The organism is Nostoc sp. DSM 114161, assembly GCF_052692665.1.
In genome coordinates this window covers 3,225,774-3,242,182 of the sequence record NZ_CP195141.1, presented here as the reverse complement: position 1 = coordinate 3,242,182, position 16,409 = coordinate 3,225,774, and the positions used below count along the sequence as shown (strand labels likewise).

13 protein-coding genes are annotated in these 16,409 nt (G+C 41.6%); 4 read left to right on the top strand and 9 right to left on the bottom strand.

Translation table 11 applies throughout. The features are described 5' to 3' along the window. Nucleotides 1-559 precede the first annotated feature (559 nt). Nucleotides 560-1,165 (bottom strand): exopolysaccharide biosynthesis protein, encoded by a 606-nt coding sequence (locus NSTC745_RS14275; protein WP_445637721.1) that lies wholly within the window; start codon nucleotides 1,163-1,165, stop codon nucleotides 560-562. 147 nt (nucleotides 1,166-1,312) lie between these two features. Next, nucleotides 1,313-2,197: a lipid kinase gene (locus tag NSTC745_RS14270; protein ID WP_445637720.1), complete on the bottom strand. Its 885-nt coding sequence runs from the start codon at nucleotides 2,195-2,197 to the stop codon at nucleotides 1,313-1,315. 460 nt (nucleotides 2,198-2,657) lie between these two features. Between NSTC745_RS14270 and NSTC745_RS14265 the strand changes: the two genes are divergently transcribed. Then, complete coding sequence (locus tag NSTC745_RS14265; protein ID WP_445637719.1) at nucleotides 2,658-3,362, top strand: CAP domain-containing protein; 705 nt, start codon at nucleotides 2,658-2,660, stop codon at nucleotides 3,360-3,362. Nucleotides 3,363-3,552: 190 nt separating this feature from the next. Here NSTC745_RS14265 and NSTC745_RS14260 read toward each other — a convergent pair whose 3' ends face one another. From NSTC745_RS14260 to NSTC745_RS14240, 5 genes are all read right to left on the bottom strand, one after another. Then, complete coding sequence (locus NSTC745_RS14260; protein WP_445637718.1) at nucleotides 3,553-4,098, bottom strand: GNAT family N-acetyltransferase; 546 nt, start codon at nucleotides 4,096-4,098, stop codon at nucleotides 3,553-3,555. Then, complete coding sequence (locus NSTC745_RS14255) at nucleotides 4,095-5,450, bottom strand: UDP-N-acetylmuramoyl-tripeptide--D-alanyl-D-alanine ligase (protein WP_445637717.1); 1,356 nt, start codon at nucleotides 5,448-5,450, stop codon at nucleotides 4,095-4,097. The genes NSTC745_RS14260 and NSTC745_RS14255 overlap by 4 nt, the downstream gene beginning before the upstream one ends. A gap of 342 nt (nucleotides 5,451-5,792) precedes the next feature. Further along, nucleotides 5,793-7,901, bottom strand: a complete 2,109-nt coding sequence (locus NSTC745_RS14250) for a WD40 repeat domain-containing protein (RefSeq protein WP_445637716.1) — start codon at nucleotides 7,899-7,901, stop codon at nucleotides 5,793-5,795. Nucleotides 7,902-8,063: 162 nt separating this feature from the next. Beyond that, nucleotides 8,064-9,371, bottom strand: coding sequence for an NF041680 family putative transposase (locus tag NSTC745_RS14245; protein WP_445632291.1), 1,308 nt, complete (start codon nucleotides 9,369-9,371; stop codon nucleotides 8,064-8,066). A 102-nt stretch (nucleotides 9,372-9,473) separates the two neighbouring features. After that, nucleotides 9,474-11,861 carry an nSTAND1 domain-containing NTPase gene (locus tag NSTC745_RS14240; protein ID WP_445637715.1) on the bottom strand — a complete coding sequence of 796 codons (2,388 nt, stop codon included), beginning with the start codon at nucleotides 11,859-11,861 and terminating at the stop codon, nucleotides 9,474-9,476. Nucleotides 11,862-12,356: 495 nt separating this feature from the next. Between NSTC745_RS14240 and NSTC745_RS14235 the strand changes: the two genes are divergently transcribed. Further along, nucleotides 12,357-12,842, top strand: a complete 486-nt coding sequence (locus NSTC745_RS14235) for a hypothetical protein (RefSeq protein ID WP_445637714.1) — start codon at nucleotides 12,357-12,359, stop codon at nucleotides 12,840-12,842. 271 nt (nucleotides 12,843-13,113) lie between these two features. On the opposite strand, the gene NSTC745_RS14230 is transcribed toward NSTC745_RS14235, so the two are convergent. Further along, nucleotides 13,114-13,608 (bottom strand): hypothetical protein, encoded by a 495-nt coding sequence (locus tag NSTC745_RS14230; RefSeq protein ID WP_445637713.1) that lies wholly within the window; start codon nucleotides 13,606-13,608, stop codon nucleotides 13,114-13,116. A gap of 282 nt (nucleotides 13,609-13,890) precedes the next feature. Here NSTC745_RS14230 and NSTC745_RS14225 point away from each other — a divergent pair, with 282 nt between their 5' ends. After that, nucleotides 13,891-14,088 (top strand): hypothetical protein, encoded by a 198-nt coding sequence (locus NSTC745_RS14225; protein ID WP_445637712.1) that lies wholly within the window; start codon nucleotides 13,891-13,893, stop codon nucleotides 14,086-14,088. A 549-nt stretch (nucleotides 14,089-14,637) separates the two neighbouring features. Here the strand turns inward: NSTC745_RS14225 and thrC are convergent. Beyond that, nucleotides 14,638-15,729 carry a threonine synthase gene (thrC, locus tag NSTC745_RS14220; protein ID WP_445637711.1) on the bottom strand — a complete coding sequence of 364 codons (1,092 nt, stop codon included), beginning with the start codon at nucleotides 15,727-15,729 and terminating at the stop codon, nucleotides 14,638-14,640. Between the two features lie 488 nt (nucleotides 15,730-16,217). On the opposite strand from thrC, the gene NSTC745_RS14215 reads away from it, so the two are divergent. Further along, on the top strand, nucleotides 16,218-16,409 hold the full coding sequence (locus NSTC745_RS14215; RefSeq protein WP_445637710.1) for a hypothetical protein: 192 nt from the start codon (nucleotides 16,218-16,220) through the stop codon (nucleotides 16,407-16,409).

Sequence of the window (16,409 nt, the reverse complement as noted above, 5' to 3'; positions counted from 1 at the left end):
CTGGTTGAAGTTAGCACTTAGTTATAGATAATAAAATCAATCCCACAACTATCTATTCTTTTTTGAATTCTTCCCGATTGAGTAAGGACTAAAGCGGATATATAAATAGTAGATGCACCTTAATTAAATCACAGCCCTCAGCTTTTAGCTGGGGGCTTTATTTATTGCCGATGATTTTATTCTTAAACAGGACTTACGCAATATGTGACTTAAAACCTTATTCTTGCGTAGCGGTAATTCATGAATTACCACTACTTTCGTTATCTTTTGCGTAAGCCCTGTTAAAAATTCAAATTTTCTAAAAAAGTCAAATTTGCCCGGATAAAGTAAGAGTGAAAGCGAATTAATAAATAGTAGATGCACCTTAATAAATTTATTGCCCTTAGCTTTTAGTTGGGGGCTTTATTTATTGTTGATAATTTTTGCTTTGAAAGTAAAAAATGCTTAAAAAATCAATTTTTCCCGGATACAACAATAATTAAAGAGGATTAATAAAAGGTAGATGCACTCTAATAAATCACATAAGTCTTAGCCCTCAGCCTTTGGGTTGGGGCTTTTATTATTTAAATATAGATGGTAGTAAACCAGGAGCTAACCACAAAGCATATCCAATAAATCCAAAGAGTAAAGTAATCAAACCTGTAATTCCGTAGCCGATACAAATTAATAAACCATCAGATTCGATGGTAGCAACAGTCAAAAGTAAAATACCTACAGTGGGAATGGGATTTGTAAAGGGAATTGGTGAGATGAGTAATATTGTTAACCAAGTTATACAAAGCCCATTGATTCGCCAAGTCAAAGGATTATGAGCTATTTTTCTCAATCGAGGACGGGTGATTTTCTGTAAAACTTTAGTCAGGCGGCCTAGGTTTTGTAAAAGTAATTCGGCAAAGCGACGAGGAAATTTGTAGTTAGCGATTCTTTTTGGTAGCCAAGGCGATCGCCTTCCTAAAAGCATTTGCACTGACAACAGCAAACAAGCACCACCAAAAGGGCCAGTTAATCCCGGTGGCATGGGAAACAAAAACGGCAATACTAATAATGTAATTACTAGGCTAAACCCTCGTTCTGAGGTTTCACCCAGAATATCACCTAGAGTCAGGGGTTGTTCGGCTAGGCGTTCTAATAAAGATTTTATATCTTGAGAAAATCTCAGATGCATTTGGCGTCAGTTGATGCTTTTTATCAAAGGCAGATCGAAGAGAGTCAGTACAGACAAGGGTTAACCGTTGTCTGTACGGAGTTGAGGCGATGAGGAGAATAATTCCAAACTCATAACTCTTAACTCCTAACTTCTAACTCCTAACTCTTAAATTTTGACTTCTGCGGGTACTAAAACAGCTACAGCTTTAGGTATAACTCGGAAATGGGCAGGTGTGTAAGCAGTGATTTCCCCATCTGTATTAATAGGACGTGGTTTGCGAGTAGACAACCGTATTTCCTGACCTTGAAGAGAGCGTACACTCTGCCAATGTATATGCCGCCCTTGTCGCATCGCAGGTAATAATAATATAATCTGCCACCAGTGTTGAATTTCCAAGCTATAAAGATCCAGCCTTTGGTCATCTATTGCAGCGTCATCTGCCACTGTCATACCACCGCCGTAATAACGACCGTTACCTACAGCAATTTGTACCGTTTTTACACGAATCGATTCCCCATTGATGACAATCTCAGCACTAAAAGGTCTAGCTGACCAAATCACTTGCAATGCAGTAGCGGCGTAAGCAAATACTCCCCAACGGCGTTTGACTTCTTTGGTAAGTCGTTCGGTAATTTTTACACTCAATCCCAGACTAGCAACATTAAAAAAGTGTTTGCCGTTAACCCAACCCAAATCAATGCGGTGTAAATTTCTTTGGGCAATAATATTACAAGCTTCATTAAGAGAGTTGGGAATATTTAAAGTTCTTGCTAAATCATTGGCGGTTCCGAGGGGCAAAATTCCTAAGGGCAACTGAGTTTCAACTAAAGCATCTACGGCGGCATTCAGAGTGCCATCGCCACCACCAACTATTACTAAATCAACTTGATGTTGATAGCGGAGTATAATTTCATGAAGTTGTTTCGGATGTTCTGTAGACTCTTCAATTAAAATAAAGCCGAGTGTCTTCAAATAATCAATCGCTTCAGACAAACCCTTTTGCCCGTGGCGGGCATGACGATTTACTAATAGCAGTGCGCGGGAACTCATGGCTAGTACCTTTTGTAGTTAATATTTCCAAGTATCCGCATTTGTTTGCTCAGCTTAAATTTAACTATTACAAAGTTTTTCAGGTGCGATCGCAGTTATGCAAAATTTCTTCGATCGATACCTAATTATATTGTTAGATTTGCTCTTTTTTTAGTTCTATTTTGCCTAATTTAACTTTATCAGCTATTGATATTTTAATAATCAGTGCATAAAGTGGCGATCGCAACTCGAACTACACACTGGGGAATCCTTTTACAAAGCGTTAAAGCTCCAAAATTCGTTGTGAGGATTTTGTAGTATCTCAGGAACAAAGAGAATAGCAGTGTTATCTATATGACTAGTGTCTTCATCTACCTCGATCTTAGAGAAGGTGTAAAAACGTTGACATTTTCTGCAGTTTGAAAATTGCTATTCCTTCTAATTGACTAAATTAATTGATAGAAAAATCGTGAGGTCATCAATGCATCGAATTAAGTTTTGGGTAATTTTTCCACTTACCCTAATATTTGGTTGTTCAGATCAATTGCTTCAATCTAGTCCGACTGTAGCCAAGTCCCAACCAGCAGTAACTAAAGAAAGTAGCCCGACTTTGTTAGCCAAAGCGAGTTACCTTTCACCGTTGGAACAACAGGTAATTGTTGAAACCAATAAAGTGAGAACAAATCCCCAGGCTTATGTGCCGATTTTGGAAGACTATCGCAAGCGCTTTCAAGGTAAGCGAGTCAAAATTTCTGGTAATACTTATTTGGTAACTCAAGAAGGGGGAAAAGCAGTCAATGAGGCGATCGCATTTCTCAAATCAGCGCGTCCTGTAGGCGCTTTGAGTGCGTCTAAAGGTATGTCTTTAGCAGCAAAAGACCACGTTAAAGACCAAGGGCCAAAAGGTGCCACAGGTCATGATGGTAGCGATGGTAGCAACCCTTTTACTCGCATCAACCGCTATGGTAGATGGCTGACAACCGCAGGCGAAAATATCAGTTACGGGCCAAACACTGCCCAAGATATCGTTATGCAATTAATTATTGATGATGGTGTTCCCGATCGCGGTCATCGAACAAACATTTTTAACGGCAATTTTAAAGTCTCTGGTGTTGCTTTTGGAACTCACAAATCATATAGAACAATTTGCGTGATTAACTACGCTGGGGGGTATCGGGAAAAATAGACTTCTTGGAGAAGTCGGGAAAAGGGGAAGGGGAAAGGGGGAAAGGTTTAGTATTTTCCCTTTCCCCTTTAACCATTTCCCTTTTCCCACAAAAGTGCAAAAAGCAATTGATTGCAACAGGTCTAATGATTTGCTAGAGACGTTGCAATGCAACGCCTCTACTACAATTGGGCAACGTCTAAATTTAAAATCAGTTGGCTTGTTTCCATTCATCCTCAAGAATAGCGTATAGCCAAGAGTCTCTCCATTCTCCTTTAATCCAATGGTGTTGTCGCAAATATCCTTCCTGTTGCATTCCATTTTTTTGCATTACTCGTACCGAGGCAATGTTGGCTGGATGGCAAGTTGCAAATATGCGATGTAAGCCTAATTCTTGAAAACCAAAAGATATAATTTCTCTTACAGCTTCAGTTGCATATCCTTGTCCCCAAAATTGTTTAGTAAAACAGTAGCCAATAGAGCCTGTTTTATTAACAGTATCTAACGTAGAAATTCGACAGATACCAATTAATTGCTTTTGATTTTTTAAAGTTACCGCCAAAGCAAAATGCTGACGTGGTTCTTGTTTTTGCAATAAAATTTCTCTTTGCAAAAAATTCCTGGTATCTTCTTCACTATTAGGCCCAAAAGTCAAATAACGTACAACTTCACCATCGCCAGCATATTGATGAACAGCCGGCCAATCTGATTCTACAAAATCTCGCAGTATCAGACGTTCAGTTTCTAGTGGTATCATTTGGGATATTCTGCACGTAACTGATTGACAACGCGATCTAACCCCACTGAGTGGGCGGCTTTGAACAGTAAAAGATCGCCTGGTTGTACAAATGTCTTTAACCTCGCCACCAATTCTCCATGAGTTGCAAAGCACTCCGATGGAATACCGCCGGCACTTTTAGCGATCGCTTCGGCATCTTCTCCATCAACCAACACCAACAAGCCGTCTAAATTCAACTTTCGCACTGTTTCTCCCACTCGCTGGTGCAACTGTTCGGATCGTTCTCCTAATTCTTTCATTGCACCCAACACCGCAATTTTTCGTTTTCCTGGTGTGTCTGCCAATAATTGTAATGCTGCTAACATCGCTTCTGGTGCAGCATTATACGTCTCATCTAAAATTACCACGTCATTGGCTAAATTAAACCGTTGCGATCGCCCTGTGGGCATATCCACTTGTACGCCTGCTTTCAAACTCACCCAATCAATTCCCAAGACCTTTGCCACCGCTAAAGCCGCTAAGTAATTAGTCGCATTGTGACGGCCGGGTAACGGTAAAGTTAGTTGCATTCCTGCGACTTCCACAGTTTCGTTATCAATCAATACTCCTGAGATATCCCCGCCGGAAAAACCGTAAGTTATAACTTCTCCTGTCCAAACTTTCGCCGCCGCGGTCATTAATAGGGGATTGTCGTAATTCAAAACTGCGACACTATCAGCAGGCATTTCGGCTAATAACTCACATTTTGCCTCGGCAATGGCTTCTTCGGAACCTAGTAACTCAATATGCGCCGTCCCCACATTGGTAATCACTCCAATGGTGGGACGCGCTATTTGTGTGAGTTCGGCAATTTGTCCTCTACCCCGCATAGCCATTTCGATGACGGCGTAGTCATGTTCTGTACCCAGTTCCAGGAGAGTTTTCGGCACGCCGATTTCGTTATTGTAATTGCCATAAGTTTTGTGAACTGCTCCTTTTGTTCCTAAAACTGCCGCAATTAATTCTTTAGTCGTAGTTTTACCTACGGAGCCTGTAACGCCAATTACCGGAATATCAAAGCGATCGCGCCACCATCTAGCAATTTTCTGATATGCCTTGAGGGTATCTGATACCTGCAATACAGGAAATCCCGGATTTTCATATTCCAAATCTACAATTGCAGCTATGGCACCCTTAGCGATCGCTGTTGGCACAAATTCATGTCCATCAAACTTATCGCCTCGTAAAGCCACAAACACTTCGCCCGGTTTGAGGATACGAGTATCTGTTTGTATACCGCTACTTACTTGTGTCAAACCAGCTTCATATAAGTTTAAAGGACGAACCGAAAGCACTTCGGCCAGTTGAGTAAGGGTGGCAGAACAAGGCATAAATACAGAGTTCAAAATTATAAAATCGAATTATGACACAATCCGATTCATAGTGCTTGTAGTTTAGAGCAATTTTCAGCTAATAGGTTGGGTTGCGTGCCTCAAGCCAACCTACGCCTAAGCTTAGTTACAGTATGCACAGTGAGGTACAGATAATCCCTACCCGCGTACTTTTCTTGGTGTCAAACCTTGTTAAGTAGAAGGACTAAATTAAACCTAACTCGATATCGCTGGGTTTCGACTGCGCTCAACCCTCAAAAAATAAGCTTACCGAGCATTGAGCGAAGTCGAAATGCGTCTTCTAAATAATTGTGTCCACCTACTTAATTCTGAATTCTGACGTTAGCGATCGCAAAGGTGTTTATCTTCATTACTAAGATTGTTATTATTCTTGAGATAGTCGCTGACATAACGGCAAGTTTCTTTGAGCAAATTATTTAAATCTGAATTTTGAGTTTTAATTTTATCTAAATTCCAGAATCGAATAGTTAGATCTTTGGTGTTACCTACCGAGACAAGTTTCTTGCCATCAGGGCTAAAATCTGCACTCCACACCCAATCTTTATGTCCTTGAAGAGTATGTAGTAATTTACCAGATTTGTCCCATATTTTTACAGTGTTATCAAAGCTAGCAGAAGCAATTAACTGACTATCTGGACTAAACTTCACACTAATAACTCTTTCTTGATGACCTGGATGGAGTGTAAGATACTTCGGTCGAGTTTTACATAAATTACTATCTATTTTCAAAATTCCTATCTTGCCATCATCGCTGGCAGTAGCAATCATTTTGCCATCTGGACTAAACGCAACCCCATTCACTTCACTAGTGTGTCCTAACAATGTCGTACATAAAGTACTATTTAATAACCAGATTTTAGCAGTTCCATCATCGCTCGCAGTGGCAATCATCTTGCCATCCGGGCTGAACTTTACATCTACAACATTGTCAGTATGTCCTACTAGAGGTCGTAAAATTTCTTTTCCATTAAGATTCCAAAATTTAACAGTTTTATCACCACTAGCTGTAGCAATGGTTTTGCTATCAGGACTGAAGGTAGGATAGAATACCAATTTTTGATGTCCCTTGAGAATTTTACGCAAAGAACCATCGCTATTCCAAAGCTTAACAGTTTTATCTGTGCTTGCAGTAGCTAACATCTTGCCATTAGGACTAAAACTGACGCCATAAACTTCTGCTTCATGGTTGAGTGCAGATTTAAACATTCCATCTTTCCAAATCTTGGCAGTTTTATCCTCACTAGCAGTTGCCAACATACTATTATCTTTGGGGTTAAAAGCAACGCTACGAATTGCTTTATTGTGTCCTTGAATGGGCAGAGAATTAATATCAACCTGCCAAACTTTTATACTTTTGTCTGTACTACCAGAAGCTAGGAATTTGCCTTTTGGGCTAAAACTAATACTACTGAATCTACCGCCAGGACCATTGAGAGTAGTACGCAAAGTACCGTCTAGATTCCAAAGCTTAATAGTTCCATCCCAACTAGCTGTACCTATTGTATTGCCGTCTTCGCTAAAACTCACATCAAAAACTCTATCGGTATGCCCTTGAAGAGTAGTACGCAAAGTACCATCTAGATTCCAAAGTTTAACCGTTTTATCAAAACTGGCTGTAGCAATAGTCTTACCATCTGGACTGAAGCTAACCCTATTAACCTTGTCTGTATGACCTTTAAAACGTTGAATGATAGTACCATTTAATCTTAAAAGTTTGGCATCATCATCTGTAGCGATCGCAATCATTTGAGCATTGGGGCTGAAACTTACACTATTGACCGCACCTTTTTGGATTTTTGTTGATTTGTAGTTACTCATATCCCAGAGTGTAACCCCATCAGCACTGGCACTCACAAGAGTTTTGCAATTTGGACTCCAGCTTATTCCCAAAACTGCACTATCATGCTTCAACGTTTTAAGTTGAGACACACCATCTAAACCCCAAATTTTGACGGTTTGATCGGCACTCGCTGTAGCCAGCATCCGACCTTGGGGACAAAAACTGACATCAAAAACCTTACCATCGTGTTGCATCGCTGCTCCAACCATACTGCCATCTAGATGCCAAAGTCTGACCGTTTTATCTAAACTGGCACTGGCAATAAGAGTTCCATCAGGACTGAAGCTCACCCCATAAACCCAATCTGTATGTCCTTCTAAGCGGTTGTATTCTTGTATTTCATTAACTGCTTGTTGCAACGTATTGACAACTTGTTGATATATTGTAGAGTCTCTCCAAATTGCTCGCTGAAGTTTTTTGCCTGCTCTCAAAGCGTATATTAAAGCCTCAAATTTTTGGTTCGCTATTGAGAGCTTTTCGGAAGAGACATTTAAGGCGCTAATTTCACTTTTTTCTGCTTTTTGTCTTTGATTTTCTGTTAACAACCATGCAACTGCAAAGGTTACAGCAAAAACACTAGTTATTGCCAAACTCACAACTACAAATACTTTTTTGCGTTGTCTCGTTAGGCGTTCTTGCTCTTTCTTTTCCCGGTCTTGCAGTGCTAACTGGAGTTTAGACTAAGCAACAAGAAACGACCCAGCAACGCTGAGTTGAAAAGAAACAGGCTTTAAAGATGAAAATCTAAGGTACTAAGCAGATTCTGGTTGCTTTTTGCGGGGCTTAGTTGTAGTTTTTTTGACTACGGGATAGCGAATTCTACGTTGTCGTGGTTTTCCTGGTTTCCAGCCTGGAGACTTTCCGCGAGGTTTAGGCGAACGGGCAGGAGTACCAATCACCGCAAAAATGCTCCCCATTGCTTGAGCAACTCTGCCAGGAGTCAAATTATCTAATGATTTCTGCCAAGGTAAAGGGTTATCAGCAACGATATCACGAGCCAACCACAATTCCCAAGTCATCACAGGCATGAGGTCACTCCAACGCTCACATTGCTTGGGACTACTCAATTTAGGTAATGTCCAGTGCAAGCGTTGCTTCAAAAAACGATACCAGTGGTCAACAGTAAAACGTCGGAGGTAGAGTTGCCAAACTTCTTCTAGTGGTGGCATTTCTTCCCCCACCCAAGCCAACCATAAAGGTTTTGATATACGTAGGTTGCCTTCTGCATCCAGACGCTCAACTCGAATCAGGGACATTGGGCGTGTCGCAGTTTGACGAAAGTGTAAATTAAACCACAAGCTCACCTTCACCCGTCCCAGTTTAGGATGGTTGACTTCTATACTCTCATTGGCTTCACTCCATGTGAGTGGTTCATTGAGTTTGAATTTGTCACCATGTTTCCTGGGTCGCCCTTTGCCAGAATATGGTGGTGGTGCGCCCCATAAACAAAGATTTGAACGCAAACGTACCAGAATATCTGCTTTGATATTGGTCGTCTTCAACACAAAAGGAGCGCAGCCATACTCACTATCCCAAACTGTAATTGGTCTAGTTGGTAAATGTTCACACACTTGCTGTAGTTGCCAGGTTGCCTTTTGTATCGGGTTTTCCCAACTGCTAATTCGCTCATGTCTCAAAGGTAACGCCCAACTGCCCGAATCCTCTGGTATCCAAGCAATGGTACTATATCCCTGACCAACGGTAATTGGTTTGTTTCCGGCTATGGTGACACTGCTGTGTTCAATTGTCCTCTCCTGCAAAGTTACCGCATCTGGGCGTGACCAAGCTGTGTGGTCGCCTGCTAACAACGGACGGCTCTGCGTTGGCATCTGTTTGATGTATAACTGCATCAATTTTTGTCGCTGTGGTCTGCTATCTTGTAATGCCTCGTAGATGCTTGGCCACTTACGTCTAAATACTGGTGATAGCGATAAATCTGCCAAACTGTAGGCGTTACGAGTCAGCAATATTGCATCCGTCAGTTCAAAAGTCACATCATGCGCTCTACCTAGATATCTGTACGCTGCTTGACGAAATTCTTCTAGTAAGGCACTTTTCATATTGGCAGGTGAGAGTTGGTGGTTCTTCTCTCAGCTTCTGCTAATAGGGGGACTGTGTTCAATCACACCCCTTATTTTTTCCTTTGAGGTCGGCTCTTTAGTCTAAACTCCAGGTGCTAAACTAGCTTGAATATATTCCCGTTCTGCTATCAATTCATTTGGGCGTTTTTGGAACCATTCTTCTGCATCAGTTAAACGTTTGGCTCGTAATAATTCACTATCATCTCGCCCACTACGATCCCATTGCCGCATGAGAGTCCGTAATCCCTCCTGCCAAGTACGGAATTCTCGGTCTTGTTCAATCCACTGGCGTAAACTTCCCCATTCTCGAATTAAGGCTTCGTGGACAATCTCGACGGTTTCTTTGCCTGTACTTTCATTACGTCCTGTAACTAGTAAACGTTCGGAAGCGAGGTGTGTGACTAAACTCCAGTTTTCTTCCCCCACTTCCATCAATGTGGCAACGCGACGTGTATCCTCAGTTCCTTCGCCTGCACGCACCAACTGAAGGAAAATTCGCCGTGTCTGTTCCTTTTGCACTTGATTCAATTTGCCGTATACCTTTTGTGCGTAAACAGCTAAAGCCGCTTCGATGCCACCAATGTCATCGTAAGCTGCATGAGTCAGCTCAGTGTCTCGCTGTTGTGCCCAGAGTTGATGCAGAGCAAATTCTAATAATGGTAAGTTGCCAGGTTCGCAACTGACGGCTGCTAAAATTCGTTCCGTTAATCCTTCTTCAATCGTTACCCCCAACAGGGCGGCTGGCTTTTCTACTGCTGCTTTTAGTTCTTCCCGGTTCATTGGGCCAAGTTTGAGGTCAGCATACTGTAAGGCATCAGCAAATGGGCGGTAAGAGAGTGCCTGTCCTACAAAGTCAGCTCTGAGGGTGATGACAAAAGTAAAATCCTGACAATTATTGGTTGCTGTTAGCAATCTATCTAAGAAAAGCTGACGTTCTTGTGGTTCTTGAACTGAGGTGTAAAGTTCTTCAAACTGGTCTGCAATCAGTAACAGGCGAGTGCCTTTTTCCCTAACAATTTGGTCTACTATATTCCGCAAGGCATCATTTTCCTGTTGTAAATAGTCTGCCATTTTTTCGATTTCTCGCAGGCGATCGCTTTGACTCATTTGCGGCGAGGTGTGTAAAATCAGCGCAGCAGCTAGAGCATGCAGAGGTCGATCGCCTGGTCGGAAAGACACAATTTGCCAGTTGCGATGGCGCAGGCGCTCAACCAGACCAGCAAATACCACTGAAGATTTACCACTACCAGACGGCCCAATAACGGCAACCAGTGGCTTTTCCATACTTTCCACCAGGATATTTGTAAAAGCTTCCCGTCCAAAAAAGAACTGTGCATCTGACTCGCAAAAGGCCAACAAGCCACGATAGGGACAAAGATTAGTGGGACGCCGACCTAACTCTTGCCAAGTCATCGGCGCAGTCGCAGGATTTTGAAAAATTACTGGTAACCAACTAGCACAGGGAAATTCATTCTCTAGACCTTGGAGCTTTTCTCTTGCTTCTCGTTCTGCTAAATACAAAGATTTACCACTAGCAAATGTTGGGAGAAAATAAGTTAAAAACTGTTGTGCTACGGCATCCAGCACTGGTTCCCGCATGACAATAACTTGGGGAATATGCAGCTGTTGTAGCTCAAACATTAATCCCATGCCATCGCAGGAGTTAAATATTGCTAGCTGCAATCCATTGTCAACAGCATTTTTCAGAGCATATTTGAGTTCTTCAATAGTTAAGCTCTGTGTCTGATTGATATAAATGTGGCCTTTATCATCCTCGGTCTTGCTATGACCTGCGAAAAACAGGATGTCCCACGGTTGCTTCCATAGATATTCGTTAATGTCTTTACGTTGCGGCTCTACTAAAAAAGTAGTTTCGGACTCTGGTAAATTTTTTAGCACCTGTTGGTCAGTTTGAATATTTATCCCAGATCTATTACCTAAAATCGCTAAAATTTTTACCTTAGTTTTTAATGTGGGTGTTTTTGCTTTGATTGTAGGTTGTGAATCTGGCGCACTTAAACCCACTTCCACAAAAGAGTTATTATCAACCAAATCCCATAGATGCCAAGGAAGTTTCAACAGCGTTTTATTCAAAGTGCGAATCAGCAACTGCACTTCGTCATCCGAGGTAAATTGTAGGAGGCATCGGTCGCGGATAGGGCGAAAGGAGTCTGATACTAGCCATTGATTGAGATGCTTACGCAACTCAGTATCTGATTTTTTGCAATTTGAGATCCACTCAGCAATGGAAGTGTCGTAAGTAATTTTACCTACTTTCATGCGGGTAGAGTTTTGCAAACTGCGATATGTAGACCGCCACTGGTCAATTGCTGTTGCTAGGTTTGGGTTTAAAGGCAGATAGCCAGTGATTTCCGTACTGGGGCGATTATCCTCTTCCTCTACCCTCAGCGTCACACGTACACCTTTTTCTAGGTCGCCATCTAGCTTTAGAACAAGTAGCTTCCTCATTTCCAGCACCCAATAAAATTGTTGCTTTTTTATCAAAAAGAAAATAGCATTAATGCCGCAGACCTTAAATTTCAGAAGGCAGAAGTACGTTCGCGTAGCGTCTCCGAAGGAGAAGGCAGAAGGCAGAAGGAAATCCACGTTTAAAAACGTGGGATTGAAGTAAGGACGCTTTGTATCTCACGCTATGCGTCTCGATACAATTCTTGTTTTAAACTGGGCTTTATACCCAGAACTAAAGTTTTTATTAATACTTCTTTCATAAAAGCCTTCTGCCCTCTGCCCTCTGCCTTTCTTTGTAATTCTTTGAAAATTGCTAGCCTCTATTCTTTATTCAGCGCTGAATGGGAATTTTATGCTGAAGTTCCTATTTAACAAAAAAGTGTACCCCATCTGGTAGGAGTTGCTTGTTTTTTGTTGGCATTTAAATTTGCACCACAAAAGCGTATTTCCGACTTCTGACTTTGGACTTATTTAATAGTATCTATGAGGATAAAAATGGCTGAAAATATTAATCAAACTACAGCTTTAACACAGCAGTGGCTGACAGAAATTCAGACACTCAAACAGCAGATGGTGGAACTTCAACACGATCGCGATGCGGCTTGGGAAAGTGCCCAAAAATGGCGTCAGCTTTACAACACAGAAGCAGAACAACGACGGACAGATGCTCAATTGTCCCAACAAGCGATCGCATCTCTCAAGGCAGATTTGCATAAACTCCAAGGTATTGAGACAGGGACACTACCTGCTACACCAGTCACAGCGATCCAAGAAGAAATAGCACAATTACAATCTGTGGAAGAATTGCAAACTCAACTGATGGCTGCAATCAAAGAACGCGATCGCCTTTTGCAAGCCTTGAAAACTGAACAGGAAAACCACGCTCAAACTCGTAAAAGCCTTACTACCGCTTTGGGTGATGCGATCGATAGCTTAACACGGGAGCGAGCAGAGGGCAGAGGGCAAGGGGCAGGCGGCTGAATAGACTTCTTGCAGAAGTCGGGAAAAGGGGAAGGGGAAAAGGGGAAAGGTTTGGTATTTTCCCTTTCCCCTTTAACATGAGTCCCTTTTCCCACAAGAGTGCAAAAAGCAATTGATTGCAAGAGGTCTAATCTCGACTTCGCTCGATTTCCGCGTAGCCGAAGTGGGGCAGAGGTAGGTTTTTTAAATTTCCCGTTTTGCTGTACGCGGGGAAATATTTCGGAATGTAAAAAACCTGCCCTTAAAAGGGCAGGGGAGCAGAGGTGAATAATTAAGCTTGATTTGCGATCGTATTCATAATTAACTCTTTTAATACAGATGTAGTAACTGATGTAGCAACTGAAGCTGCGAATCCAAAGAACCAAGTTTTAAAGGATTTAGCAGACTTGTATTCTTTTTTATCGCTGGCATTGGTAGCTGCCGTATTTGGTACAACTAAAAACGATAAACCACCTCCAATTAGCATAGTTATGGCTATTGGAATACTAGATATCAACCACGTTAATAAACTTGCTCCGGGAACAATATAGATATTAACAATACTTCCTAACCAAATTAGAATTGCGACAACCCTCAAATGTCGAAATCGATTTACTTTAGCAACACAACCACTAATCAAAAAGCTTAAAGTGAGAATAACGAAATTAAACAGAGCAATTGTTGGCATCATTTCTTCCAAAGTGGAGTTAGGCATTGCAAATGCTAGAAGAAATCCCAAAATAAAGGTAACTACATTTAGAAGAACTACATCACGAATAATCGCCATCACTAAATCTCCGATTATTTAGCAGAAAAATCATTACTAACCGGAACTACATAGCGCAGTTTGAATTTTACGGATGAGATTACTTGCAAAATGTCAGAGTTTTTAGATACCTAAAATTCTCTGAATAAAACTTAATCATATATATCTTAACTAGAGCGGCTTTCGACTCTATGAAAGATATTTTGTTCCCAACAAAGTTTGATTTATCCGGAATATTCTAATGTTGATTGGTAGCTAAGTCTGTCAGCCAATCAACAAAAATATTACTGATGAGGTAATCTTATGAAACCTTTCTTTAATGGTTTAGTTCGTGGTCTTACTGGTCAAGCTGGTCAAGTTGTTGCTGGTGTAATTGTTGCAGGTATTATGGGAGCCTTTGGTATCGATAACGAACAAGATTTACAGGCAGATTCTCAAGATAATTCTCAAGATAATTCTCAAGATAATTCTGACTCTATAAATGATGAGACAGACGTTTAAAATAATTACTAATTAATAATTCGTAATTTGTAATTTTTTTCCTTGGGTTAGCAATTTTCAATCAATTTAAGAGCAATAAATTTACAGTTTATTGGTGGACATTAACCCAAAAATTACGAATTTTCCTCAGAGGATGTTTGGAAAGTATTAGGCGAATATAATTCGCTACTACACAAGTGTTCGCCCCGTTCCCGAAGGGTAGTCCACGGAGATGGACTAATAGAAAATCAAGAGTTTTTAACCCATGTCGGTGGGTTTGGTTTGTATAGCCGCAGCTGTACCAACGCTAGTAATAAATAAGATTTTTCAAATATCCTCTGTCGGTTTGCAGGTAGAGACGTTGCATTGCAACGTCTCTACATCTGTTGGTGTTGGAATAGCGAAAAATTGTGAGGTGTGGCCGCTAATTCTCCAACAGTCGTCAAGACAATTCGCAATTTGCCAACGTAATTGCGAATTATGAATTGTTTAGTTAACCCTATTTTCAAGATAGTATCCTCAAGTCAGGGGCTTAAAGCCAGTAGGGCTTAAGGAAAAATCTCTCAAAAGCTAAAATCCCATTGCTTCGGCTACTGCTTTGAGTTCTGCTGGAATACCTTGTTTAAATTGGCTTTGATTGTGTTTAATGGCCGTATCTGGGTCTTTTAAACCGTTGCCTGTGAGAACGCAAACCACTGTCGCCCCTGTGGGAATTTGGTCTTTGACTTGTAATAACCCAGCTACAGAAGCGGCGCTAGCAGGTTCGCAGAAGATACCTTCCGATCCTGCCAAAAGTCGATAAGCGTCCAAAATCTCAGCGTCAGTAACGGCGTGGAATTTTCCTTGACTGGCAGATTGGGCAGCGATCGCCAATTCCCAACTAGCAGGGTTACCAATGCGAATTGCTGTAGCTATGGTTTCGGGATTGGCTACTGGCTGACCGTGCACTAAAGGTGCTGCGCCTGCGGCTTGGAATCCCATCATCTTCGGTAGGCGATCGCACTTTCCGGCTTGATGATATTGACAAAAGCCCATCCAATATGCTGTTATATTTCCCGCATTACCCACAGGGATACATAGCCAGTCTGGGGCATCACCCAACACATCGACGATTTCAAAAGCTGCTGTTTTTTGTCCTTCTAGGCGGTAAGGATTGACCGAATTCACCAAAGTGATGGGATAGTTTTCGGCCATTTCGCGGACAATTTCTAAAGCTTGGTCAAAATTACCTTTTATTGCCAATACTTCTGCCCCATAAACTAAAGCTTGGGCTAACTTACCTAATGCCACATAGCCGTCGGGAATCAGCACAAAAGCATTCATCCCGCCACGCCTAGCATAAGCGGCGGCCGCGGCTGAAGTATTGCCAGTGCTGGCACAAATGACTGCTTTTGCCCCTGCTTCCTTCGCTTTGGTAATTGCCATAGTCATCCCTCGGTCTTTGAAGCTACCGGTGGGATTGAGACCATCGTATTTGACAAATACACGTACTTGTCTGCCAATGCGTTGTGCGATCGCTGGCACTGGTATTAGGGGTGTGTTTCCCTCCAACAGAGTCACAACCGGCGTTGTTTCGCTGACAGGCAAATATTCGCGATAGGCTTCTATCAGTCCGGGCCAAGGTTGGCGATAAGATTTAGCAGCAGACAAGCTCAAAGTCACGGGATTTAAAGTTTTTTAATTAGGGGTTAGGAAGTAGGGACTAGGGATTAGGGATTAGGGATTAGGGATTGCTTATTCTCTCAGTCTCCAGTACCCAGTCTCCAATCCCTGAATTCTAAAGAGAATATTATTTCAGAATATTATTTTTTGTGCTGCAAGGCGTCTTAACTTGCGATTTTTATTTTATCCAGGGTGTCACTTTATCATAACTAGTGGGGAGTTTGTCATTTGTCATTAGTCATTGGTCATTAGTCATTGGTCATTGGTCATTAGTCATTAGTTGTTGGTTATTTCTCCCCCTCCCCTGCCTCCCCTGCTCCCCCTGCCCCCTGCTGGAACAGACCAACTACGATCGGCGTCTCTTATCAACGAACCCCAAACCTATTAAACTAAATGATGAAAAATACACAATAATTTAACAAAGCTTAAAATAGGCTTATTATAATATTGCTAATGGTGTGAGTTTAACAAAGCGGATTTAATTAAAGATGCCTACTTGTTTATCCAGTGTTTCCGATCGCGAGTCCCAAGCTAGTTTGGTTACCAAGTTAACCAAGGCTTATTATCAAGACGATCAGCAAGCTAAATTTATGAATTTACAAGCAGAGGTAGAGTCCCTGTTGCAGCAGTTGGAAAACTTGAAACAGCAACGTTTAGCTGCTTCTAGCCCAAAAGAATAA